This is a genomic window from Duganella sp. 1224, from assembly GCF_013408245.1.
Lineage (GTDB): Bacteria > Pseudomonadota > Gammaproteobacteria > Burkholderiales > Burkholderiaceae_D > Rugamonas.
On the sequence record NZ_JACBYS010000001.1, the window covers coordinates 1,672,668 to 1,697,063 of the forward strand.

Annotated in this window: 16 protein-coding genes; 11 read left to right on the top strand and 5 right to left on the bottom strand. The window is 66.8% G+C overall.

The features are described from left to right. Nucleotides 1-107: 107 nt before the first annotated feature. From galB to FHW58_RS07485, 5 genes are all read left to right on the top strand, one after another. Nucleotides 108-2,786: a beta-galactosidase GalB gene (gene galB / locus FHW58_RS07465; protein ID WP_179672415.1), complete on the top strand. Its 2,679-nt coding sequence runs from the start codon at nt 108-110 to the stop codon at nt 2,784-2,786. A 27-nt stretch (nt 2,787-2,813) separates the two neighbouring features. Continuing rightward, nucleotides 2,814-4,796, top strand: coding sequence for a glycoside hydrolase 43 family protein (locus tag FHW58_RS07470; RefSeq protein WP_218892640.1), 1,983 nt, complete (start codon nt 2,814-2,816; stop codon nt 4,794-4,796). 112 nt (nt 4,797-4,908) lie between these two features. Continuing rightward, a complete protein-coding gene (locus FHW58_RS07475) occupies nt 4,909-6,135 on the top strand; it encodes a hypothetical protein (protein ID WP_179672417.1) in 1,227 nt (408 codons plus the stop codon). Continuing rightward, nucleotides 6,128-8,086: a hypothetical protein gene (locus tag FHW58_RS07480; protein WP_179672418.1), complete on the top strand. Its 1,959-nt coding sequence runs from the start codon at nt 6,128-6,130 to the stop codon at nt 8,084-8,086. Before FHW58_RS07475 ends, FHW58_RS07480 begins: the two co-directional genes overlap by 8 nt. Continuing rightward, complete coding sequence (locus FHW58_RS07485) at nt 8,083-12,252, top strand: SNF2-related protein (RefSeq protein WP_179672419.1); 4,170 nt, start codon at nt 8,083-8,085, stop codon at nt 12,250-12,252. The genes FHW58_RS07480 and FHW58_RS07485 overlap by 4 nt, the downstream gene beginning before the upstream one ends. Nucleotides 12,253-12,256: 4 nt before the next feature. Here FHW58_RS07485 and FHW58_RS07490 read toward each other — a convergent pair whose 3' ends face one another. After that, on the bottom strand, nt 12,257-14,386 hold the full coding sequence (locus FHW58_RS07490) for an ATP-binding protein (protein ID WP_229265077.1): 2,130 nt from the start codon (nt 14,384-14,386) through the stop codon (nt 12,257-12,259). A gap of 126 nt (nt 14,387-14,512) precedes the next feature. Then, a complete protein-coding gene (locus tag FHW58_RS07495) occupies nt 14,513-14,911 on the bottom strand; it encodes a CrcB family protein (RefSeq protein WP_179672421.1) in 399 nt (132 codons plus the stop codon). 258 nt (nt 14,912-15,169) lie between these two features. Between FHW58_RS07495 and FHW58_RS07500 the strand changes: the two genes are divergently transcribed. The 6 genes from FHW58_RS07500 (at nt 15,170) to kefC (ending at nt 21,454) form a co-directional block, all read left to right on the top strand. After that, a complete protein-coding gene (locus tag FHW58_RS07500; RefSeq protein ID WP_179672422.1) occupies nt 15,170-16,594 on the top strand; it encodes a cytochrome ubiquinol oxidase subunit I in 1,425 nt (474 codons plus the stop codon). After that, nucleotides 16,594-17,616 (top strand): cytochrome d ubiquinol oxidase subunit II, encoded by a 1,023-nt coding sequence (gene cydB, locus FHW58_RS07505; protein ID WP_179672423.1) that lies wholly within the window; start codon nt 16,594-16,596, stop codon nt 17,614-17,616. Before FHW58_RS07500 ends, cydB begins: the two co-directional genes overlap by 1 nt. Beyond that, nucleotides 17,616-17,741, top strand: a complete 126-nt coding sequence (locus FHW58_RS07510; protein ID WP_179672424.1) for a DUF2474 domain-containing protein — start codon at nt 17,616-17,618, stop codon at nt 17,739-17,741. The genes cydB and FHW58_RS07510 overlap by 1 nt, the downstream gene beginning before the upstream one ends. 21 nt (nt 17,742-17,762) lie before the next feature. Further along, nucleotides 17,763-18,407: a DsbA family oxidoreductase gene (locus FHW58_RS07515; protein WP_179672425.1), complete on the top strand. Its 645-nt coding sequence runs from the start codon at nt 17,763-17,765 to the stop codon at nt 18,405-18,407. Continuing rightward, nucleotides 18,400-19,545, top strand: coding sequence for an FAD-dependent monooxygenase (locus tag FHW58_RS07520; protein ID WP_179672426.1), 1,146 nt, complete (start codon nt 18,400-18,402; stop codon nt 19,543-19,545). The genes FHW58_RS07515 and FHW58_RS07520 overlap by 8 nt, the downstream gene beginning before the upstream one ends. A 64-nt stretch (nt 19,546-19,609) precedes the next feature. After that, nucleotides 19,610-21,454, top strand: a complete 1,845-nt coding sequence (gene kefC / locus FHW58_RS07525) for a glutathione-regulated potassium-efflux system protein KefC (protein ID WP_179672427.1) — start codon at nt 19,610-19,612, stop codon at nt 21,452-21,454. Here the strand turns inward: kefC and FHW58_RS07530 are convergent. The 3 genes from FHW58_RS07530 to FHW58_RS07540 all read right to left on the bottom strand — a co-directional run bounded on the left by FHW58_RS07530 (nt 21,432) and on the right by FHW58_RS07540 (nt 23,388). After that, nucleotides 21,432-21,704, bottom strand: coding sequence for a DUF6447 family protein (locus FHW58_RS07530; protein ID WP_179672428.1), 273 nt, complete (start codon nt 21,702-21,704; stop codon nt 21,432-21,434). The genes kefC and FHW58_RS07530 overlap by 23 nt on opposite strands. Nucleotides 21,705-21,787: 83 nt before the next feature. Next, nucleotides 21,788-22,318: a cytochrome b gene (locus FHW58_RS07535; RefSeq protein ID WP_179672429.1), complete on the bottom strand. Its 531-nt coding sequence runs from the start codon at nt 22,316-22,318 to the stop codon at nt 21,788-21,790. After that, nucleotides 22,315-23,388 (bottom strand): catalase family peroxidase, encoded by a 1,074-nt coding sequence (locus tag FHW58_RS07540; RefSeq protein WP_218892641.1) that lies wholly within the window; start codon nt 23,386-23,388, stop codon nt 22,315-22,317. Before FHW58_RS07540 ends, FHW58_RS07535 begins: the two co-directional genes overlap by 4 nt. Nucleotides 23,389-24,396: the final 1,008 nt, after the last annotated feature.

Consider the following 24,396-nt stretch of genomic DNA (forward strand, 5'->3'; position numbering starts at 1 on the left):
TTTCGTGATGTTGATAGCGTGACCATTCTATCCAATTGACATCCGGCTCACAACTCCCTACACTGAAAAATGATTGCGCTACCATTACATAAAACAAGGAGACTTTTTTGAGACCGCATCGCTACCTCGGAGTGACGCTGGCGGCGCTGTTGCCGCTCGCCGCGCAAGCCGCTGAACGCCACTCCATCAATGACGGCTGGCGCTTCCAGCGCGGCGACCCGCAAGGCTACGGCGCCTCGCTGCAATACGATGTGCGCCCCGATATCCGCCAGAGCGCGGACGGCAAGGTGGCCGATGCCCGCCCGGACGAAGCGGAAAAAGTCCAGCGCCCGGCCGAGGGCCTGCTCAAGCCATGGATACTCCCGAGCGGCAATGCCTTCGTGGCCGATCCGGCGCGGCGCGCGCAGCGGCCCGCCGCCGAGCCGTCGGCCCTCGCCGCCGCCGCCGCCCCGCCGCTGCTGGCCGCGAACTTCGACGACCGCGCCTGGCGCGCGGTGACGCTGCCGCACGACTGGGCCATCGAGGGCCCGTTCCTGGCCACCGGCCCCTATGGCGGCATGGGCCGCCTGCAAACCTGGGGCCCGGCCTGGTATCGCAAGAAGCTCGAGATCCCGGCGCGTGATCAGGGCAAATCGATCTTCCTCGACATCGACGGCGCCATGTCCTATGCCACCGTGTGGCTCAATGGTCGGCTGGTGGGCGGCTGGCCGTATGGCTACAACTCGTTCCGCCTCGACCTGACGCCGTACGTCACACCCGGCGGCGTGAACCAGTTGGCGATCCGCCTCGACAACCCGGCCGAGTCGGCGCGCTGGTATCCGGGCGCGGGCCTGTACCGCAATGTGTGGCTGACGGTGGCCGATCCGGTGCACGTGGCGCATTGGGGCACGGTGGTGCGCACGCCGCAGGTGTCGCGCGAGGCGGCGCAGATCGATGTCGCCGCCACCATCGACAACGACGGCAAGGATGCCGCCGCGCTGGAGGTCGGCATCGCGCTGTACCCGCTGGACGACAGCGGCAAGCGCGCCGGCAACGCGGTCGCCACGCTGCCGCCGCAGCGGCTCAATCTCGGCGCCGGCCAGCGCGGCACCGTCAACGCCAGCGCACGCCTGGCGCAACCGCGCCTGTGGGGGCCGCTGCCGCAACAGCGCCCTAATCGCTACGTCGCCGTGACCACCGTCCGCCGCAATGGCAAGGTGGTGGACACGCAGGACACGCCGTTCGGCATCCGCTCGCTGCGCTTCGACGCCAACCAGGGCCTGTTCGTCAACGGCGAAAAGATCATGATCAATGGCGTCAACAACCACCACGACCTTGGCGCGCTGGGCGCGGCCTTCAATGTGCGCGCCGCCGAACGGCAGTTGCAGATGCTGCAGGAGATGGGCGCCAACGCCGTGCGCATGAGCCACAATCCGCCGGCACCCGAGCTGCTGGAGCTGACCGACCGCATGGGCATCCTGGTCATGGACGAGGTGTTCGATTCGTGGGAGCGCAAGAAAACCCCGCTCGACTTCCACCTGATCTTCCCCGATTGGCGCGAGCAGGACCTGCGTGCCATGCTGCGCCGCGACCGCAACCACCCGTCCATCATCATGTGGAGCGTGGGGAACGAGGTCGGCGAGCAGTACACCGGCGATGCCGGCGCGGCCATCGGCAAGCAGCTGGTCGACATCGCGCACGAAGAAGATCCGACGCGGCCGGCCACCGGCGCCATGAACTACGCCAAGTCCGACATGCCGCTGCCGGCCACGGTGGACGTCATCAGCCTGAATTACCAGGGCGCCGGCATCCGCAGCCTGCCCGGCCAGTTCCCCAGCTTCCACCAGCGCTTCCCGGACAAGATGATCCTGTCCAGCGAGAGCGCGTCGGCGCTGAGCAGCCGTGGCGAGTACCAGTTTCCGGTGCCGGGCGTGAACAGCGCGCCGGTGCGGCCGGGCGTGGGCGGCGATCCGAAACGCCAGCAGGTCAGCGCCTACGAACTGTTTGCCGCCGATTTCGGCAGCTCGGCCGACCGCTCGTGGGCGGCGCAGGATCAGAATCCCTACGTGGCCGGCGAGTTCGTCTGGACCGGTTTCGATTATCTCGGCGAGCCGACGCCCTACTACGGCGCGCGCAGCTCGTATTCCGGCATCATCGACCTGGCCGGCTTCCCGAAAGACCGCTACTACCTGTACCAGTCGCGCTGGCGGCCGGACCTGCCGCTGGCGCACCTGCTGCCGCATTGGACCTGGCCTGAGCGCGTGGGCGAAGTGACGCCGGTGCACCTGTTCACCTCCGGCGACGAGGCGGAGCTGTTCGTCAACGGCAAATCGCAGGGTCGCAAGAAGAAGGCGCCCTATGAATACCGGCTGCGCTGGGACTACGTGGTCTACGAGCCCGGCGAAATCAGCGTGGTCGCGTACAAGGACGGCAAGGAGTGGGCGCGTGACACGGTGAAGACCGCGCAGGCACCAGCCACGCTGGCGATCAAGGCGGACCGCGCCACCATCGCTGCCGATGGCCAGGATCTGTCCTTCATCACCGTGCGCGTGACCGACGCCAACGGCACCACCGCGCCGCGCGCCGAGCAGCGCATCCGCTTCACGGTGGAGGGCACGGGCGAACTGGTGGCCACCGATAACGGCGACCCGACCAACCTGGAGTCGTTCAAGTCGTCGGAGCGCGCGGCCTTCAACGGTCTGGCGCTGGCCATCGTGCGCGCAAAGCCGGGGCAGCACGGCACCATCACGGTCCGCGCCAGCGCGCCGGGCCTGCGCGGCGCAGAGGTAGAATTACATAGCAAATAATCAAAAGGGGGACCGATGAAGAAAGCCATGTTCGCAGCGCTGCTGGTGGCCGCGCTGTCGCTACCCGCGCACGCGCAACCGGGGCCGCGCACCTGGACGCCGGACAACGGCAACGGCACCTTCACCAATCCCCTGTTTTACGACGAGTTCTCCGATCCGGACATCATCCGGGTCAACGACTGGTTCTACCTCACCGGCACCACCATGCACGCCATGCCCGGCCTGCCGGTGTTTCGTTCGAAAGACCTGGTCAACTGGGAATTCCTCAGCTATGCGGCCGACCGCCTGGATTTCGGCCCGGCTTACCGGCTCGAAGACGGTCAGAACATCTATGGCCAGGGCATCTGGGCGCCCAGCCTGCGCTACCGCAACGGCGTGTTCTACATCTTCAGCAATGTCAATAAACGCGGCACGCAGATCTACTCCGCCATCAACCCGCGCGGACCGTGGACGCACTGGGAGATGAAACGCAGCCTGCACGACCTGTCGGTGCTGTTCGACGATGATGGCAAGGCGTACGCCGTCTGGGGCCACCAGGACATGCACATCGCGCAGCTCACCGATGACCTGCTGGACATCGTGCCGGACACCGAGCAGGTGCTGTTCTCGAAAACCGACGGCATGGGGGAAGGCGCGCATTTCTACAAGATCGGCGGCCGCTATTACATCCTCAGCTCCAACTATGCCGGTGGTTTCCGCATGCCGGCGGCGCGCGCGAACAGCGTGTTCGGGCCGTACGAGGTCAATCAGGCGATCAGCAAGGATGAAGGCTTCGGCATGGTGCGCGGCTATCGGCTGAACAACAAGCAGTATCCGTTCGACGTCTCGCCGCCTAATCCCGCGTCGCGTGACGCCACCGCCATGCACCAGGGCGGCATCGTCCAGACCGAGGCCGGCGAATGGTGGGGCTTCTCGATGATGGACTATAACTCGGTCGGCCGCCTGACCAGCCTGGCACCGGTGACGTGGCAGGACGGCTGGCCGTATTTCGGCCTGCCCAACAACCTGGGACGCAATCCGCGCACCTGGGTCAAGCCGCGCGTGGCCGAGCCGCAGCCGGTCAAGACGCCGTTTACGCGCAGCGACGACTTTGCCGAGCCGGCGCTCAAGCCGATCTGGCAGTGGAATCACGCGCCGGTGGACGACAAGTGGTCGCTGACCGAGCGGCCGGGCTTCCTGCGGCTACACACGCTGTCCGCGCCGTCGTTCTGGGAAGCGCGCAACACGCTGACGCAGCGCGCCATCGGCCCCTTTTCCACCCCCACCGTAGCGCTGGATGCGGCGCGGTTGCTGGAGAACGATGTGGCGGGCCTGGGGCTGCTCAACCTGCCCTACGCCACGCTGGGCGTGGAGAAGAAAGGCGGCAAGCTGGCGCTGGTGCTGTTTGATCAGGCGCGCAACCAGCGCACCCGCGTGGACCTCAATGCCGCCAAGGTCTGGCTGCGCGCCGACTGCGACTTCCTCAACGAAAAGGCGCGCTTCAGCTATTCGCTCGATGGCGACAACTACCAGCCGATCGGCGAGGAGTTCACCATGATCTTCCAGCTGACCACCTTCCAGGGCGTGCGCTACGCCCTCTTCGCCTACAACACCGGCGACCAGAACGGCGGCATGGCGGATTTTGCCAGCATCGACATCGCCCAACCGAATCCGCGTGGGCTGATGCGGCCCATTCCGTACGGCCAGCAGATCCGGCTTGGCGCCGGCGGGGGGCTGCAAACGCCGCTTACGGTGGTGGACATGGGCCTGGGCCGCGCCGCGCTGCAATCCGGCCCAAGCTTTGTGACGGTGGCGGCGGATGGCAGCGTGTCGTTCCAGCAGGTGCGCCCCGGCGCGGGCCAGAGCTTCCAGTGGATGGAAACGCCTACCGGCGAACTGACGCTGATGTCGCTGGCCACCAACCGCTTCCTGCGCATCGATCCGCAAACCGGCGCGGTCAGGGCCGACAGCCCCGGCCCGGCGCCGGACGGCAAGGACGGCGTGCGCTTCAACTGGACGCTGGCCCGGTAGCCAACGTTGCCTTGATACGCGCGCAAAATGCTTTCTTTTAGGAATTATCTATGTAATACTTTTGGTTGGTAAAACACTATTCATCCTGGTCACATCCAAGGAGCCAACCGACTTGAACTTGCCGTTTTTCACCGCCCGCGACCCGGAGCTGCTACGCTCGGACACCGGCCGCGATCCCCTCGGCCTGCTCCCCGTGTGGAGCGAATTTGGCCGCCAGCTTGTGCCCATCATCGCCGGCCCGGTCGGCAAACTGGACGGCGTCAAGGCCGTCCTGTTGATCCATTACACATACGCCGCCCTGTTCGACGACGCGCACGAGAAAATCGGCTTCCGCGGCCATTTCCGCTTGGTGGAGGGTTTGCTGGAATCCTATTTGCATGCCAGGGACCAGCGCCATTGTTTTGGCGAACGCAGCTTCGCCTCGCGGGGCGAATTCAGCGTCGGGAACAAGGACGCCAGCACCGCCGTTAACGGCTTGTATCAGTATTATCGCGGCACTTGCAACCGCGCGGGTCTGTTGCAGGATGGTGTGCTGGCGGCGGAAGCGCATGCCATCATCGCGGCCAACTGGAACGCGACCGCCAATGCGCCGCTGGCCGACGAACTGCGCGCCTGCATGGTCAAAAATAGCCAGCGTCGCTTGCATCCGCAGGCGCTGCTGGCCAGCGTTCCGGCGCTGCGCCAGTCGCTCGATCAATGCATCGACTCGCCGGCGTTGAATCAACTGTTGTTCGAGCGCCTGTTCGGCAAGCCCAGCCAGAGTGCCCTGGCACGCCATTGCGCGCAACTGCGTGGCGGCGGCGTACGCTCACTGGTACATCGCCTGCGCGCCAGGCTGGCGCAGGACAGCGAAGATCCCGCCGCGGAACTGGGCAGGCAACTGGAGCAGGTCGAATTATGCGAGCCCTTCCTGGTCACCGTCCAGGACGCCTTCGACTATCTGCGCCGCAGCAGCGAACTGACACTCGACGCGGTCGCCGACCAGCTGGCCGCGTACGCCCCGGTGATCGCGGCGCGCGCCCGCGCCTTTCTCAAGCTGAAGGATGTCGCCAAAAACCCGCGCAGCCAGCAAATGCTGGCCGTGGCGGATGCCGCCTGCGGTGGCGTCCGCGCCTTTCTGCAGGCAGTGCTGTCACACCACACGGTGGTCGCATCGGAACGCGGCCGCGATCCGATGGTGCGCAGCGAAAGCGCCGTCATCCTCTCATTGTCCGGCCCCGAGCGCGAGCGCGACGCCATTCTGAAGCGCCTGGCCGACGGCTATCCATGGGAAAACGGCTATTACCTGGCCACCGCCGGCAACCTGTACCAACAAGCGGAGGAATCCCCCCGTGTCTGAACAACCTTGGATGCGCACCGCGCTCAGCGGCATGCTGGAGCAGTTTGCCGACGGCAAGCCGAGCCAAGTGCTGTTCACCAGCTTTAACTATTCCGCTGCCTTTTTTGAGAACAATGTGCTGCCGCTGCTGTGCGGCACGGCGCTCGACACCATCAAGGAGTCGCCGCCGTCGCGCGCGTTCCTCAACGAGCAGCTCGCCGACATGCAGGTCGTGGTGGCCTGCGACCACTCGGCGCATCCCGAGCCGAAAAGCAATCTGCGCTACGGCCTGATGAGCGTGGCGCTGCGCGGCGGCCGCTTCCATCCCAAGCTGATCCTCATGCACGGGAGGCTAAAAAGCGGCCGGCCCGGACTCTGGCTGTGCGTCACCAGCGCCAATCTGAGTTACAGCGGCTGGGGCGTCAACCGCGAAGTGTTCGGCACCACCCCGGTCAGCGCGCAGCATGCGGCGCAACTGGCGCCCCTGCTGGAGTGGCTGCGCCAGCAGGCCCAGGCCAGGGCGGCGGGCCTGGAGGCCCGAGAGGAAGGCGAAACCCGCCAGGTGCTGTTGTCCCTGCTGAACGCGCTGCGCGAGTACAGTCTGCCGGACGCCGCCGCCGCCGGCCTGCCGTCGCTGCACCTGGCGCTGCCGGCGCCGGTGCGCGAGGCGCACCCGCCGCTGTTGGCGGCGCTGCTGGGTGGACAGTCCTGGCAAAGCGCCAGCGTGATTTCGCCGTTCTGGAGCGGCGTCCGCAAGCTGCTGGACACGATCAGGGATGAGCGCGGCGGGCATGCCGCGTTCGAGCTGGTGCCGGCCATGCAAACGGCGGACGGCTACAGCTTCCCGGCAATCCAGCCACAGTTGCCGGCCGACTATGCCCGCTTTGTGGAGGAACCGGAACGCTACACCCACGCCAAGGCAATGCTGTTGAGCGCGCCGGGACGCAAGGTGTTATGCATCGGCTCGGCCAATTTCACGGCGGCGGCCTTACAGCACGGCCAAGGCTATCTGTCCAACGTGGAAGCCATGCTGCGCTACCAGGTCGGCCCGGACTACAACTGGTCCGGCATGCTCACCGCGCTCGACCAGGAGGCCGGCCGCGCGCGCGACGACGCCGACGAAGGCGCCCCGCCGCTGCCACCGTTCCAGGCGGAGGTGGCCTATGACTGGCACAGCCGGCAGTTCCATTGCAGCGTGACGCCGGACCCGGCAGCGCGGCTCGGCGCGCTGACGCTGGAAGTGGGCCCGCTGCAGCACGTGTTCCGCTGTGACGATGCGGCCACGCAGCATGCGCGGCTGCCGCTCACACTGCGCCAGCCGGTGCGCAGCTACCAGCTACATTATGCGCGCAACGGCGTCGACGCCATCCACGTTGGCCTGGTCACACAATTGAACGCCGACGACGACCAGCTCGACTACCTGCCGAAGCCGCGCCTCGACCAATTGCTGTTGCTGCTGCTCGGACTGGTGCCCGGCAAGACCCACCCCCGCCTGCGCGCCGGCGGTGGCGGGGATGGCGAGGACAGCGATCCGGATGGCCTCGACCACGCCGATCCGGTGTTCGACTTCTTCAGCTTTTTCCTGGCAACGGACAAGCTGCGGCGCTACTACGCCGTCCCCGGCCAGCAGGCCGGCAATCCGCTCGGCACCGGCACGGCCACCGTGTTCGCGCTGTACCGCGCCGTCACGGTCCAGGCCGCCGCCACGCCGAGCGATCAGATCGGCCGCTATGTGCAACTGGCCGAGCTGCGCGAAACGCTGGCGTGGCTCCAGGCACGCTACCCGGACCAGGCGCCCCACCCCGCGCCCGCCCTGCTCGACAGCGAACTGCGCCAACTGGAGGCCTCACTGGCGCCGCTGCTCAGCGCATCGCCGCACTGGCAAGCCATGTTTGGCCCGCGCCCGCCCGACGCCCGCACCTTCCTGAACTGGTTCCGCGAGGAGCTCAAACATAAGGCCGACACGCCATGACCAACCGCCACGACCTCCTGCCGGCGCCGCTGAACGCCGCCGCCGTGCGCTCGTACATCAATTTTGACGGCGCCGACCACATCGACCTCGACGGATCGACCCAGGCCAGGCTGCAGAGCAAGGGCGTGGCCGCGATCTGGCACCTGCTGCAAACCCGCGGCTACGCTTATCTGGCCGACGAGGTCGGCATGGGCAAGACGCGCCAGGCGCTGGGCGTCATCGCCACCCAGTTCCTCAGCGAGCCGGACTCCCACGTGGTCATCGTTTGTCCGGGCAAGACCCTGCAGCAGCAATGGGCGCGCGAGTGGGAGACCTTTATCCGCACCTGCTACAAGAGCAAGGACGACCGCCTGGTCAGCACAGTGGACGGCCGGCCCCTGCACCGTCCGCAGCGCTACGAGCGGCTCAGCGACTTCGCCAAGTCGCTGCTGCTCAACGAGCGCCGCATCCACCTGCTGCGTTATTCCTCGTTCCGGCGCCCGATCTGGTTTGGCGGCAAAAGCAAGGACGACACGCCCGACCACATCCGCGCGCAGTATGAGCAAAGCCTGCACGAAATCGGCATCGATACCATGGACGACCACGAGCGGCGCATCGTCCACGACGCCGGCCGGCAGCCGCGCCCGCAAGACTGGCGCGAAGCGCTCACCGCCGCGCTGAACGAAGCCTACGCGCAGCGCATCGGCAAGCTGCTGAAACACCGCAACATCAACCTCGTGACGCTGGACGAGGCCCAGTACCTGCGCCACACCGACAATCGGCAGAACACCAACCTGGCGCACGTGCTGCGCGGCCACGTGCAGAAATGGCACTTCCTCAGCGCCACGCCGCTGCACAGCGGCAGCGGCGACATCAAGAGCCTGGACACCTACTTGTGCCGCCTGCCGGATGGCCACAACCACGCGCAAGCCTGCGGCAACTGCCCGCACGCGACGGCCGGCAGTTGCACGCAGGCCACCTACCGCATGCGCGACACCGACGGCCGCCGGCGCGCCGACGTGGTCACCCTGCTCAAGGAATTCATGGTGCGGCGCCCGCGCGCCTTCATCGATGGCGACGACAAGGCGCACGGCAAGGTGCATTACCGCAGCTACCGCCGGGTCACCACCTCGGCCGCCGGCGATCCCTTCCTGGCGCTGACCATGGCGCTGGTGCAAAAGCACCTGGTGCACATCCTCGACGGCCAGAGCAACCGTTTCCGCCAGGGCGAATGCTCGTCCTTCGAATCGCTGTCGGCTTCGGTCAAGCGCCTGCATGTCGACAAGGACGGCAACGAGCAGCTACAGCGCGAGTTCGACCACCAGGACAGCACCGGCGGCAAGCCGCCGGAGGAGACCCCGGACCGCGGCCTGATCAACAACCTCAACGCCAGCTTCTTCAACGCCATGCTGCCCGGCGTCAAGCGCAGCGACCCGCCTGATCCGCAATACAACCTGCCGCACGCGAAACTCAGCCAGGTCTGCGAGGCGCTGGCGGCCGACAGCCTGCGTGACGGCACACTGCACAAGACCCTGGTGTTCGTGCGCCGCATCGACACCGTCAACGAAATGGTGCTGGACCTGATGTCGCGCTTCCAGCGGCAACTGGACGAGCGCCTGGCCGTGTGGCGCGCCCTGCTGGCGGCCCAAGGCAGCACCCAGGTGTGGCACCCGGGCGAATTCTGGACCCGGCCGGTGCGCAGCGGTCCGCCGCCGCAGGAGATCGATTACGGCGCCGCGGCCGACGCCGGACGCGACGATGACGAGTCCGAACTGAACGATCGCGCCCAGGGCTTGCCGTATTTCGCCGCGCTGCGCCGGAAAAAGGTGGGCGCGGCCGGCCTGCCGGTCAAGCTGCACTCTTTCCAGGCCGGTCTGCTGGCGGCACCGAACCGTTCCACGCCGCTGGACGGATTCCTGCAAGACCGCATCGCCCATCCTGAGGCCGGCATCGCGCCCGCCGTGTGGGAACGCGCCGACGCCCAGTGGCGGCAACTGCTGGCCGTGCTGACGCTGGACGAGCCGCTGCCGGACTGGCTGACCACGGCGGCGGCGACCGACGAGGCGCGCTGGCGCAGCGCCACGCTCAAGCGCTGCCTGCTGCAGTCGCTGCGCTACAGCGATTTCCTGGTGGACCTGTACATCCTGCACAACTACCGGGGCAGCGTGCCGGGCGCCCCGGACGACGCGGCGCTGGCCGACAAGCTGCTGGCGCTGCTGCGGCTGGCTGACGGCGAGCGCCTGCCGCCGCCGCTGCGCATCTATCTGCACAACTGGAAGCTGCGGCTGCGCCGCTGGATCGACCACTTCGACCTGATCGTCGACAAATGCCTGCGCAAGGACGCCGCCAACTGGCAAGCCATCTACCACAACGTCGATCCGGAGTTCCGTCGCATGGCGCCGGTAGTCGGCCGCTCCGGCATGCTGCCCAACCAGAACGCGGTCACCCAGTTCAATTTTCCCACCTATCCCAACATCCTGGTCTGCACCGATGTGCTGAAAGAAGGCGTGGACATGCATTTGTTCTGCGACGACATCGTGCATTATGGCGTGGCCTGGACCTCGGGGGACCTGGAGCAGCGCATCGGCCGCGTCGACCGCTTCGGCAGCCAGATCAGCCGTCGGCTGGCGCGCCACACGGCGGCGTCGGCCGCGCCGATGCCGCGATTGTCGGTCGAGTTTCCCTATCTGGAGGGCACGCTGGACCGCTATCAGGTTGAGCGCGTCATGATCGCCAAGGTCAAGAGCGACTTGCGCATGGACCTGGGCAAGCAGGAAAGCGAGATCGGCCACATCACCATCGGCAACCTGGACGATCCCCGCGAGGCCGACGGCGACGCCACCGAGCAGGCGCGGGAGCAGTACCCCGCCAGCATCGCGCCGCTGCTGGATGGTGCCATCGGCCAACACGGCGCTTTCGACACCGGCGCCAGGACCGCCATCGACGGCCAGGTGCACGCCCCCGAACTGGACGCCATGATCATCAGCCGCCAGCAGCAAGGCCCCCATCCGCTGCTGCGCAAGTCCACCGGCAAACGTGCGCGGGACACGCTGATCCACCTGGAATACCTGCTGCCATGCGAGGCGCCGGCCAAGCCGGCACCGGCTGATTTGCAGCAGGACATGGCGTTTGCCGTCAGTACCTTCCCGGAGCCGACCCGCTTCCGCTACCAGCCGCGCTGGAACACCCTGGCGCAGGACATCAGCATCAGCAATCCCTTCCTCCACCACATCGAGCGCAATCAGACCGTGTTGCTGGAGCGGCTGCAGGACTACTACCTGCTGCGCACGCCGATCGCGCGTCTCGGCGACGATGGCAGCGCGGCGCGCTGGCACGACATCATCGCCGAGGAAAACCGGCGCCGCCGCTGGGGCTACCTGGTGGTCGAGCATGACATCGTCTGGTTTGTTTGCCTGACGCTGTCCGCAGGCGGCGCCTGGCTCGACCGGCTGGGCGCCCGGCTGGCCAAAATCGGCGACCGCCTGCAGCATTTGTACACCAGGGGCGCCGACCGCAACGACTGGCCATACCGCGCGACGACCAGCATCACCGACATCGCCGCCGCCCACACGTTTTTCTTTCAAGGCAGGACTGATCAATTCATGAGCAATAACTTCACCGATCTGCAGGCCCACGGCCGCCTGCTGGCAGGCGTGCAACAATGGCTGGGTGATGCGTTCGACAGCGTGATGTCGGCCCTCTACGGCGGCGACGTGCCAGCCGAGGCGCGCGATCTGTCGACGCTGCCGATCCGCATGCTGCCGGACGGCGTGCTGCACATCGGCACCGCCGGCGCCGAGCGCTTCGACATCGAAGTCTATCTGCAGCTTCATGCCGCGCAGGACGACAACGGCACCGTCAGCGGGCCGCGCATGCTGTGGCAACTGGTGACCAGCCTGGCCACCAAGGGGCCGAAACCGGACCTGCAAGGCTACGACTGGGAAGACTTGCCGTACGAAGGCGAGCGAGTCTGGCATTCCGGCCCGGAGCGCGAGGCTGCGGTCTGCTTCACGGAATATGATGGTCGCCGCTACGCCACTTTCTATCACCATCCAGCCAAATGGGACAGTGAGCGCAAGCGGCTGCAGTCCTTCTGGTGCGACGTGCTGGAACGGATGCGCACCACCAACTTCCAGCAAAAGTACATCAGCGACAGTTTCTTCGCCGCGCTAGGCCACACGAAGTAGACGGCTACAACGGCGCCGTGGCGCGCTGCAGGTCGGCCAGCGCGGCCGGCTTGGTCAGGTGCAGGTCGAAGTTGGCTTGGTACGCGCGTTCCACGTCTTCCTTCTGGCCGTAGCCAGTCAGTGCCACCAGCCGCAGCGGCGCGCCGGCGGCCTGCTCGCGCATCGCCCGCGCCAGCGCGTAGCCGTCCATGTCCGGCAGGCCGATGTCGAGGATGGCCACGTCCGGCAACTGCTGGCGCAAGGCGTCCAGCGCGCCGGTGCCGGTGTGGGCCACGCGTACCTCGTGGCCCATCAGTTCCAGCAGCGCGGCGCCGGTGGCGGCGGCGTCAATGTTGTCGTCCACCAGCAGCACCCGCAGGCCGCCGGCGCCCGGCCGCGGCGCGTCTGCCGTTGCCACCTCCGGCGGCGCCACCAGCGGCAGCGTCACCTCGAAGCGGCTGCCCTGGCCGGCGCCGGCGCTGCTGGCCGTCACCTGGCCGCCGTGCAGCTCGACGATCTTGCGGACGATGGCCAGCCCCAGCCCCAGGCCGCCGGTGCGCCGCGCCAGCGATTGCGGCGCCTGCTGGAACGGCTCGAACACCCGCGCCAACAACTCCTGGCTCATGCCGATACCGTTGTCGCTGACCACCAGCCGGGTATGCGTGTCGTCGCGCGACAGCGTGACGTCGGTGATGCTGCTGCCGAAGCGGGCGGCGTTGGACAACAGATTGTTCAGCACCTGCGTCAGGCGGCTGTCGTCGCCCTGCACCCACACCGACTCCGGCGCCGACAGCGTCACCTGCTGCCCCGGCGCCGCCGCCACCGCGTGCCGCACCACCTCGGCCAGGTTGACCGGCTGGGCGTCGATCTGGAACTTGCCGGTGGTGATGCGCGACACGTCCAACAGGTCGTCGACCAGCCGCCGCAAGTGGATGACCTGGCGCCGCATCACCGCCCGCTCCTTGCGGCTGGCCGGGTCGTCGCGCCGGTCCAGCAGGTCGAGCGAGGTGACGATGGGACTGAGCGGGTTGCGCAACTCGTGGCCCAACACGGCCAGGAATTCGTCCTTGGCGCGGCCGGCGCGGCGCGCCTCGTCCAGCGTCTGGTTGAGGGTATCGAGCAGTTGCTTGCGTTCGCGCTCGCGCGCGCCGCGCTGAAGATCGGCCTGCTCCAGCCCCTGGCCGATGGCGGCGATTTCGGCGATCGACGAGGGCGCCACCACCAGCGGCGCGCCCGAGCCCAGCGCCGCCGCGCCCTGCTGCAGCGCGTGGATGGCGGCGACCAGGCGGCGCGACAGCAGCGAGGCCAGACCGATGCACAGCAGCAGCGACGCCACGATGCCGGCGCCGTAGGTGCCCAGGCTCTGGAACGCGCCGGCGTGGCGCTGTTCCGCCGGCCGCGCCACCACCGTCGCCCAGCCGTAATGTGACATCGTGGTGTAGGCGGCCGTCATCTCCTGTCCTTCGCTGGTGACGGCCTGGCCCACGCCTTCGGCGCCGTTGTCGCGCATCAGCCGCACCAGCGACGGACTGGGGGTCTTGCCGACCGCGCTGTCCTGGTTCTGCGAGCGCGCCACCACCGACAGCGCGCCGTCGCGGATGGCGGTGACCGCGCCGCCGGGCGCCTGCTGGCGCTCGATCAGCCGCACCATGCGGTCCGGCAGGATCACTGCCGTCAGCGTGTAACGCTTGCCATCGGCCGCGGTCAGCGGCACCCGCACCGGGAAGGCGGCACGCCCGCGCGGGCCGCGGGCGACATGGCCGGCCACCGGCCGGCGCGTGGTCAGCACCTGGCGCAGGCTGGCCGGATCGACCACCGGCGTCGATGGCGCGGCGCCAAAATCGTCCATGGTGCGCAACAGCACCTTGCCGCTGTCGTCGGTCAGGATGATCCCCAGCCATTCCGGCTGGCCCTTGGCCACCGTGCTGGCGACGTCGTAAAAGCCGCGCAGGTCGCCGCTGTGCAGCGCCGGCGCGTGCCCCAGGCTGGTCAGCGTCGACACCACGCCATCCAGTTCGGCGTCAACCGCGGTGGCGACGGCGCGCGCCAGGTCCAGCAGCAGCCGCTCCTGGTCGCGCTGCTGATAGTCGCTGACGGTGTGGATGCTCCACGCCCCCAGCAACGCCAGCGGCAGCAGCCCGATCGCGGTGAGCATGATCAACAGGTACCGCAGAGGAAACAAAAACCGGGGCCGAGCGGGCATAGAATAATGTAGTAACGTTACAAACCTCTGATTATATTGGCATTACTGCTCAGCGCAGCGCAATTTTGCGCAGTTTTGTCAATTCGTCCCCGGTCCGTGCAGCAGCGACACGCTGGCGATGCCGGCCACCGTCATCACCAGCGAACCGGCGACATGCAGCAACAGCAGCAGGGACGACCAGCCCAGCCGCCGTTCGCGCAGCCGCGCCAGCAGCTCGGCGGAAAAGGTCGAAAACGCCGACAGCACGGCCGACAGCACGGCGATGAACAGCAGTTTCCACGGCGGCGGCAGGTTCAGCACGTCAAACACGCCGGCGGCAGCGCCGACGAAATAGGCGGCCACCAGGTTGACCAGCAGCGCGTTGACGGCGATCTGCGCCACATCGCGGCTCTGCGGCAGGCTCAAGCCGTAGCGCAACGGCGGGCCGAGCATGGCGCCGGCGCCGGCCGCGAGGATGGCATAGGCGGCATCGTTCATGGGGAAGAATTCCAAAAATGGACAGGGCTGTAGTCTAGGGGCAGGCCGCCGCCCGCCTCCACCGCCAGATGGCCTATCCCAATGGCATGGGCACGCCTCCCCCGACTCCGGGGAGGGCCACACGCACCAAAGGTCAGAGCAGCAAGCCTACCGTATGCGAATTTCGCAGCGCATCATACCTCACTATGATGGAGGTTGATCGTGCGGCAGGGCGTAACGGACGCCCGCCGCCCGCCCTCCATCATCGGGAGAATATACATGCTCGGTTTCACCGCCCTGGATCTGGCCCGCGTGCAGTTCGGCTTTACGGTGTCCTTCCACATCATCTTTCCGGCCCTGTCGATCGGCCTGGCCAGCTACCTGACGGTGCTGGAACTGTGCTGGCTGCGCACCAAACGCGAGGTCTACCGCGACCTGTACCACTTCTGGCTGAAGATCTTTGCCGTCAACTTCGGCATCGGCGTGGTGTCCGGCATCGTGCTGGCCTACCAGTTCGGTACCAACTGGAGCTTTTTCTCGCAGTTCGCCGGCGGCATCACCGGCCCGCTGCTGACCTACGAGGTGCTGACCGCCTTCTTCCTTGAAGCCGGCTTCCTTGGCGTGATGCTGTTCGGCTGGAACCGCGTCGGCCCCGGCCTGCACGCCTTCGCCAGCGCCATGGTGGCGATCGGCACGCTGATCTCCACCACCTGGATCCTCGCCTCCAACAGCTTCATGCAGACGCCGCAAGGTTACCAGATCGTCAACGGCGTGCTGGTGCCGGGCGACTGGCTGCAGATCATCTTCAATCCCTCGTTCCCGTTCCGCCTGCTGCACATGAGCGTGGGCGCCTTCCTGGCCACCGCCATGGTGGTGGCGGCCTGCGGCGCCTGGCACCTGCTGCGCAAGAACGACACGCCGGCGGTGCGCACCATGTTCTCGATGGCGATGTGGATGCTGCTGGTAACCGCGCCGCTGCAGGCGCTGATCGGCGACGCCCACGGCATCAACACGCTGGCGCACCAGCCGGCCAAGATCGCCGGCGTCGAGGGCCACTGGCAGAACGAGGGCGACGAGCCGCTGCCGCTGATCCTGTTCGCCATTCCCGACATGGAGCAGGAGCGCAACCACTTCCAGATCGCCATCCCGCGCGTCGGCAGCTGGATCCTGACCCACACCTGGGGCGGCCAGATCAAGGGCCTGAAGGACTTCCCGAAAGAGGACCGGCCCAACGCCACCATCATCTTCTACACCTTCCGCGTGATGGTGGGGCTGGGCATGGCCATGATCCTGCTGGCGCTGTGCGGCCTGTGGCAGCGCCGCGGCGGCGCCCTGTACCGCGCGCCGTGGTTGCTGCGCGCCACCACGCTGATGGGGCCGGCCGGCCTGGTCGCCATCCTGGCCGGCTGGTACACCACCGAGATCGGCCGCCAGCCGTGGGTGGTGTACGGCCTGCTGCGCACCCGCGACGCGGTGTCGGCGCACTCGGTCGACACGCTGGCGCTGTCGCTGCTGCTGTTCGTGCTGGTGTACGCCTTCGTGTTCGGCGTCGCCATCGTCTACATCTTCCGCCTGATGCGCGGCGGGCCGGTGCCGTTCGACGACCGGCACGCGCCGGCCGGCGGTCCCGGCCAGGCGCACACGCCGAGCCGGCCGCTGTCGGCCGCGCCGGACCAGATTTCCACCAACGGGAGTGCACAATAATGGGTATCGATCTTTCCAGCCTGTGGGCCGTCATCATCTTCGTCGGCGTGTTCATGTACGTGGTGATGGATGGCTTTGACCTCGGCATCGGCATGCTCTACCCCTTCGTGCCGGACCGCCACGAGCGCGACGTCATGATGAACACCGTGGCGCCGGTCTGGGACGGCAACGAAACCTGGCTGGTGCTGGGCGGCGCGGCGCTGTTCGCGGCTTTCCCGCGCGCCTACGCCATCGTGCTCAGCGCGCTGTACCTGCCGCTGATCTTCATGCTGCTGGGCCTGATCTTCCGCGGCATCGCCTTCGAATTCCGCTTCAAGGCGCTGGACCACGAGCGGCACATCTGGGACAAGGCCTTCATCGGCGGTTCGCTGACGGCGGCGTTCTTCCAGGGCGTGGCGCTGGGCGCCTACGTGGACGGCATCGCCATCGCCAACACCCCGGCCGGGCCGGAGTTCGCCGGCCGCGCGCTGGACTGGCTGCGGCCCTTCCCCGTCATGTGCGGGCTGGGCGTGATGGTGGCCTACTCGCTGCTGGGCTGCACCTGGCTGATCTTCCGCACCGAGGGCGCGCTGCAAAAGCGCATGCTGACCACCGCGCGGCCGCTGGCGCTGCTGCTGGTGTGCGCCATTGTCGCGGTCAGCATCTGGACCCCGCTGGCCGATCCGGCCGTGGCCGCGCGCTGGTTCAGCTGGCCCGGCATGCTGTGGTTCGCGCCGGTGCCGGTGCTGGTGGTGGTCGGCGTGGCGCTGCTGCTGCGCTCCCTGGCCGGCGAGGCGCCGCACCACGGGCCGTTCCTGGCCTCGCTGGGGCTGATCTTCCTTGGCTACACCGGCCTGGCCATCAGCATCTGGCCCAACATCGTGCCGCCCACGCTGTCGATCTGGGCCGCCGCGTCAGCGCCGGCCAGCCAGGGCTTCGCACTGGTCGGCACGCTGTTCATCCTGCCGTTTGTGCTGGGCTACTCGTGCTTCTCGTACTACGTGTTCCGCGGCAAGGTCAAGCTCGGCGAGGGATACCACTGATGGGCACGCGACTCTGGCTGGGCCGGCTGGGCTGGATGGCCCTGATCTGGACCCTCAGCGTGGCGGCCCTGGGCGTGGTGGCCACGCTGCTGCACTGGCTGATGCGTGCCGCCGGCATGCACTAATTTCTGACCCTCGGAGCAATCATGGCTACATCGATCGACATCGATATCACCTCGGATTTCATCTGTCCGTGGTGCTGGATCGGGCACCAGCACCTGAAGACCGCGCTGGCGCGCGACCACGTCCGCGCCAATATCCGCTACCTGCCGTTTGAACTCAATCCCGGCATGCCGGCCGAGGGCATGAGCCGGCACGCCTACCGCAGCGCCAAGTTCGGCAACTGGGCGCGCTCGCAAAGCATGGACGAGGATGTGACGCTGGCCGGCCGGCTGGTGGACCTGGCGTTTCACTACGAGCGCATCGGGCTCACGCCCAACACGCGGCTGGCGCACAAGCTGATGGCCTACGCCCAGCAGCAAGGCGACGGCGCCAGAAGCGCGCGGCTGTTCGACGCCATCTTCGCCGCCTATTTTGAGCACGGCGTCAACATCGGTGACGCCAAGGCGCTGGCCTACCTGGCCGCCGCCCAGGGCTTCGACGCCGAGGCGGCGCTGGCCTATATGCACGGCGCGGCGGCCGAAACGCTGGTCGCCGCCGCGCTGCGCGAGGCGCGCGAGCGCGACGTCAACAGCGTGCCGCAACTGTTGATCGAGGGCCGCCGCATCGCCGGCGCCCAGACGGCCGAATCGCTGGGCCGCATGCTGCGCGAACTGGACTACCATGAATGACGTCGGACGCCAGTTCACGCCGCGCCACGCCATCATCATCGGCGGCTCGCTCGGCGGCCTGTTCACGGCGGTGACGCTGCGCGCCATCGGCTGGACCTTCGAAATCATCGAGCGTTCGCCGCACGAACTCGATAGCCGCGGCGGCGGCCTGGTGCTGCAGCCGGACGTGCTGGCGGCGCTGCGCTTCGCCGGCATCCGCGTCACCGACGCCATCGGCGTGCCGTCGGCCGACCGCATCTACCTGGACCGCGACGACGCCGTGGTCTACCGCAATTTCATGCCGCAGACGCAAACCTCATGGGGCACGCTGTACAGCATGATGCGCGCCACCATCCCCGCCGACCAGATCCACAGCGGCGAGGAGTTCGTCGGCTTCGAGCCGGGCCACGGCAAGGTGCGCGCCCTCTTCGCCAGCGGCCGCAGCGCGGTGGGCGACCTGCTGGTGGGCGCCGACGGCCCGCACTCGACGCTGCGCGCACTGCTGCGGCCCGGCAGCCTGCCGCGCTACGCCGGCTACGTCGCCTGGCGCGGGCTGGCGCCGGAGCGGCGCGTGTCCGAGCGCGCGCGCTCCCTGCTGGAAGGCACGTTCGCCTTCCAGCAGGGACCGGGCCACATGCTGCTGGAATACATGGTGCCCGGCGAGGATGGCTCGGTGCGGCCGGGCGAACGGCGCTGGAACTGGGTCTGGTATCGCAAGGTCGACGCCGCCGCGCTGCCGGCGCTGCTGCTCGACCGCGCCGGCCGCCAGCACAGCTACTCGCTGCCGCCGGGCACCGCCAAGCAGGCCGACACCGAGGCCCTGCGCGCCGACGGCCGCGCCATGCTGGCGCCGGCCTTCCAGGAGCTGATGGCGGCCACCGACGACATCTTCCTGCAAACCATCCAGGACCTGCAGATGGACCAGATGGTGTTTGGCCGCGCCATCCTGCTGGGCGACGCCGCCTTCATCCCGCGACCGCACACCGCCGGCGGCTCGGCCAAGGCCGCCGCCAACGCGCTGGCGCTGGCCCTGGCGCTGCGCAACGACCACGCCGGCATCGACGCCAGCCTGCGCGAATGGCAGCACCAGCAGCGCGAAGCCGGCTACCGCATGACCGACTCCGGCATCGCCATGGGCCAACAGATCATGAGCCTGTAAGAGAGAGGGCGCGAGCTGGACGGTCGGCTACAATGGGCTCATCGTCAACGCCTCCGCTCATCTCATGGAACATGGTTTTCTGCTGCATACCACCTTTTACCTGGTTGCCGCCGTGCTGCTGGTGCCGCTGGCCAAGCGCGTCGGCATGGGCGCGGTGCTGGGCTACCTGATCGCCGGCGCCATCATCGGCCCATGGGGCCTGAAGCTGATCGGCAATGTCGAGGATGTGCTGAGCATCTCGGAATTCGGCGTGGTGCTGATGCTGTTCCTGATCGGGCTGGAGCTGGAGCCGAAAAAACTGTGGGCGCTGCGGCGGCCGATCTTTGGCTGGGGCGGCGCGCAGGTGCTGGTGGTCAGCGCCGTGCTGGCCGGCATCGGCGTGGCGTGTGGCGTCGACTGGAAAATCGCGCTGGTGGCCGGCCTGGGGCTGTCGCTCTCGTCCACCGCCATCGTGCTGGCCACGCTGGGCGAGCGCAAGCTGCTGTCCAGTCCCGCCGGCTCGGCCAGCTTCTCGATCCTGCTGCTGCAGGACATCGCCGCCATCCCGATGATCGCACTGGTGCCGCTGCTGGCCGGCGTGGCCGCCGAACATGGCGGCGGCGGCTGGCTGCGCGTGGTCAAAATCGGCGCCGTGTTCATGACGCTGATGGCCTTTGGCCGCTGCCTGGTCAACCCCATCATGCGGCTGCTCGCGCGCACCGGGCTGCGCGAACTGTTCACCGCCTTTGCGCTGTTGCTGATCATCGGCATCTGCCTGCTGATGGAATGGGTCGGCCTGTCGCTGGCGCTGGGCACCTTTGCCGCCGGCGTGCTGCTGGCGGACTCGGAATACCGGCACCAGCTGGTGAGCGACCTGGAACCGTTCAAGGGCCTGCTGCTCGGCCTGTTCTTCATGGCGGTCGGCATGTCGGCCGACTTCGGCATCCTGCGCGCCCAGCCGCTGCTGATCGTCGGCCTGACCTGCGGCCTGCTGCTGGTCAAGGGCGCGCTGCTGTATGGCATGGCCTACTGGTTCGAGATCCCGCGCAGCCAGCGGCTGTTCTTCGCGCTGCTGATGTCGCAGGGCGGCGAGTTCGCCTTCGTGGTGTTCGGCACCGCAGTCGACACCAAGGTGCTGGCGCCGGAAACCTCGGCCATGCTGGTGATGGTGGTGACTTTGTCGATGGTGGCCACGCCGCTGCTGCTGTTGCTGCACGACCGGCTGGTGGCGCCGCATCTGCGCGCCGCGAAGAAACAGCGCCAGGCCGACAAGATCGAGGTCGAGAACCCGGTCATCATCGCCGGCTTCGGCCGCTTCGGCCAGATCATCGGCCGTCTGCTGAGCGCCAACCGCATCGGCGTGACCGTGCTCGACCACGATCCCGACCAGATCGAGCTGCTGCGCCGGTTCGGCCTGGAAGTATTCTACGGCGACGCCACCCGCATCGACCTGCTGGAAGCAGCCGGCATCGGCAAGGCGCGGGCGCTGGTGATTGCCATCGACGACGTGGCCGACAGCCTGGCGCTGGTGGACGCGGTGCGCGAGCGCTACCCGTCGCTGACGCTGCTGGCGCGGGCGCGCAACGTCAACCATTACTACGAGCTGTTGAACCGCGGCGTCACGCTGATCGAGCGCGAGACGTTTGAAGCGGCGCTGCAGCTGGGCGGCAAGGTGCTGGAACAGCTGGGCGTGAGCGCCGAGCGCGCGGCGCAGGCCACCAACCTGTTCCGCACCCACAACCTGAAAACGCTGATGGAAGTCTATCCGCACCAGCAGGATCAGGAAAAGATGGCCTCGCTGGCGCGCAAGGGCCGCCTGGAGCTGGAGGAAATGATGGCCGGCGACGCCGAAGCCTTCAAGGATGTGGAAGTGCTGGCCGGCGACAACCGCGCCGACCAGCCAGCGATTACGCCGCGGCAGTCGCCTTAGGCTTGCGCGGAGCGCGCGGCTTTTTCGGCTTTTCCACCGCCTCGGCGGCCTGGCCCTTGCCCTTGACCGCCTCGATCAGCGCGGCAACATAGGTGTTGCGGGCGGTCTGGGCGATCGCCACCTGCTGCTGCAGACGGGCCAGTTCGGCGTCGACCACCTGCACGTTCAGGGCTTGCATCTTGGCGGCTTCGTTCAGGTTCTCCGAGGCGTACGAGGTTCCGTTGATCGTGATGTATTGCGGCAAACTCATTATGTTCCTTTTGTAAATACAATTTTCAGCGCAGCATTATGGCTTTCATGCCCGGCACTGTCAACGCAGGCCGGGCGCCGCGCTTACTCGCCCTTGGCCATCTGGCCGAACACCTCATCGCGCCGCACCCAGGCGTGATACAGGGCCGCGCCCAAGTGCGCCAGCACCGTCAGGAACAGCACATAGGCCAGCAGGCCGTGCAGCGGCCGCAGCCAGCCATACACCGCCGGGTTGTGCGGCAGGATGGCCGGCAGGTGCACGCCGCCGAACATCGGGATCGGGTAGCCACCGGCCGACAGCATGGCCCAGCCGATCAGCGGCATGGTCAGCATCAGGCCGTACAGCAGCCAGTGCGACGCGTGCGCGGCGAATTGCTGGATCAGCGGCAGATCGGCCGGCAGCGGCGGCGTCGGCCGGGTGATCCGGTTAATCAGGCGCACGATGGCCAGCAGCAGAATGGCGATGCCGAGCGGCCGGTGCAGCGCCAGCAATTCATCGCGGTGGCGCAGCGACACCACCATGGCGGCGCCAATGAACAGCATGGCGAGAATGGCGAGCGCCATCGTCCAGTGCAGCAGGCGCGCGAGCAGGTTGAAGTGACGTGGACGATTCATCGGGCGCTCCCGTTCTGGCTGGTCGGATAGGCGGATTTGCCTTGGCTGATTTCGTGTTCGCGGCGGTTGAACGACACCGAATAGGCCGCCGAGCGCGCGTGCAGGATAGGATCGTCGCTGGCGGCGATGCCGGTCGGCAGGATCAGCGGGTCGAAATTGAGGTCGCGGCACGGGCCGTCGGCCTGCGCTTCGGCGCGCTGGATGCTGAGGGTGGCGATGGTCACTTCCTGGCGCGTGTCCGGCCAGGCCTTCGACGGATCGGTGATCGGATCGCCGGGCGCGGCGATTTGCACCACCATGTCCCACAGCAGCGGGCCGGCGGCCAGGCGGATGTTGAGGTCCTGCGACAGGAAGTTGGGATCGGCGGCCTGCTCGGCGGTCATCGCCGCGAACGGCGTGCGCGGCCGCATCGACCAGCGCACCATGCGCTGGCCGCCCTGCGCGTCGGTCAGGCGGAAGGCGTTGACGCCGTTGAAGCGCGTGTTGCCCAGGCTATCCGAGCGGGGCGCGCTCTTGGCCCAGGCCAGGAAGGTGGCGATCTCCGGATGCGCGGCCAGCACCGCCTTCATCTTGCTCGGATCCGGCTTGCCGGTGGCAGGATCGGGCAAGCCGGCCTCGTTCAGCGCCTGGAATCCCTGCGGCGTGGACGAGGCAAAGAACGGAAAACTGTTCATGGCGACGCGCCACTCCTGGCCATCATCCGTCTTGATCTGCACCGCCATGCCACGCACCGGCGACGCGCCGTCCGGCGCATAGGGATTGTTGGACGAGGCCGAAAAGCGGCCGATGACCGCGATCGACGGCTGCGAAAACGCCCGCGCGGTCGACAACTTCGCCGCCTCGGCGGTCGGCGCAAACGTGCCGGCAAAGCAGATGCCCTTGCTGTGCGCGCGCCGGAAGCCCGGCTGCTGCTTGCCGGACGCCTCGGCGGTGTCCATCATGTTCTGCGGCGTGAGGCCGTGGCCGCCAAGCCAGCCGCCCACCCACGCGAACAGCGCGGCGGCCACGGCCAAAATCAAAGCAATAGGTAACAGCAGCAGCATGGAGCCGCGCGGTGTCGATGAGGGCATGTTCGCCTGCCTTTCAGTGGGTTAAGTAGCCAGCAACAACGATTGTCGCGTGGATAACTCCACATCTTAAGCCAAAGTCGAACTCATCGGTGTACGTTAGTGGATTGCCAAGGTGATCAGCTTGAGTGCGCTGGAAAGATTCAGGGACGCAGTCCGTGAACGGATTTCAGCTCGATAAAAAGTGAGTCGCACGTTCGAAGATCAATGGAACGCTATTTGCGAATGATGAGGCCGCACATATCCGACGCGCAGCCAGCAGAACTCGGGATGGCTCCTTGCGCGGATGCCCTACTCAAACTCAATCTTTTCTAGACCTTAATGTTGTTTTTATGAGCATTGTTACTTTTTGTGAATTTAAGCGGTCGGTAAATGGCTAGTCTTAGATAAGGGGGGTTCGTAGACATGCGATCATTTAAGCCGGTTCTCTATTTTTTCGTGAAACTGGTCATACGCTCCATTGCAACATATCAGCTATATGTGGCATTGAGACAATCTGAGGTCGGGGTTGATCCGAGCGTTTTATTTCATCTTGGCTGCGCCTTGCTAATTTTCATGTTGTCTACGAATGAATTCCTAAAATCAACTGCGAAGTGGGGAAAGCCTGTCTCTCAATCGCTCACTGCACCACCTGTTTGGTTCGCATTGCTAACCGCCACTTGCTACTGTTTGTTCGGTATCGCGGCTGTCTGGAATTTCTTTTACTTCCCTTAGAAGCTGAATTGAACTCGATTTCAGTCGATAATGATGAGCAGTATATAAATAACGAGGAATCCTCCTCAAGCCAGCAGCAGTTGCGCCGACATGCAGTGACTTTGCATACAGTGTAGTCGGCATGGCGCCGCGTGCGGGTGAAGACTGGCATCTCCGCTGCGAACTTCCACGACCTGCGCCACTCGTGTGCGAGTATCACGCTCAGCCTGTGGGGGGGCTCTACACCATCAGCAAAATCCTGGGCCACGCGAACGTGCAAACGACGCAGCGAGAGGCGCTGGACAAGCTTTCGCAGCT

What these genes read in the sequence shown, in the direction of transcription:
- FHW58_RS07470 (WP_218892640.1), top strand. Translation starts at nt 2,814, where the DNA reads ATGTTCGCAGCGCTGCTGGTGGCCGCGCTGTCGCTACCCGCGCACGCG.
- FHW58_RS07485 (WP_179672419.1), top strand. Translation starts at nt 8,083, where the DNA reads ATGACCAACCGCCACGACCTCCTGCCGGCGCCGCTGAACGCCGCCGCC.
- FHW58_RS07490 (WP_229265077.1), bottom strand. Translation starts at nt 14,386, where the DNA reads ATGCTCACCGCGATCGGGCTGCTGCCGCTGGCGTTGCTGGGGGCGTGG.
- FHW58_RS07495 (WP_179672421.1), bottom strand. Translation starts at nt 14,911, where the DNA reads ATGAACGATGCCGCCTATGCCATCCTCGCGGCCGGCGCCGGCGCCATG.
- FHW58_RS07500 (WP_179672422.1), top strand. Translation starts at nt 15,170, where the DNA reads ATGCTCGGTTTCACCGCCCTGGATCTGGCCCGCGTGCAGTTCGGCTTT.
- cydB (WP_179672423.1), top strand. Translation starts at nt 16,594, where the DNA reads ATGGGTATCGATCTTTCCAGCCTGTGGGCCGTCATCATCTTCGTCGGC.
- FHW58_RS07510 (WP_179672424.1), top strand. Translation starts at nt 17,616, where the DNA reads ATGGGCACGCGACTCTGGCTGGGCCGGCTGGGCTGGATGGCCCTGATC.
- FHW58_RS07515 (WP_179672425.1), top strand. Translation starts at nt 17,763, where the DNA reads ATGGCTACATCGATCGACATCGATATCACCTCGGATTTCATCTGTCCG.
- FHW58_RS07520 (WP_179672426.1), top strand. Translation starts at nt 18,400, where the DNA reads ATGAATGACGTCGGACGCCAGTTCACGCCGCGCCACGCCATCATCATC.
- kefC (WP_179672427.1), top strand. Translation starts at nt 19,610, where the DNA reads ATGGAACATGGTTTTCTGCTGCATACCACCTTTTACCTGGTTGCCGCC.
- FHW58_RS07530 (WP_179672428.1), bottom strand. Translation starts at nt 21,704, where the DNA reads ATGAGTTTGCCGCAATACATCACGATCAACGGAACCTCGTACGCCTCG.
- FHW58_RS07535 (WP_179672429.1), bottom strand. Translation starts at nt 22,318, where the DNA reads ATGAATCGTCCACGTCACTTCAACCTGCTCGCGCGCCTGCTGCACTGG.
- FHW58_RS07540 (WP_218892641.1), bottom strand. Translation starts at nt 23,388, where the DNA reads ATGCCCTCATCGACACCGCGCGGCTCCATGCTGCTGCTGTTACCTATT.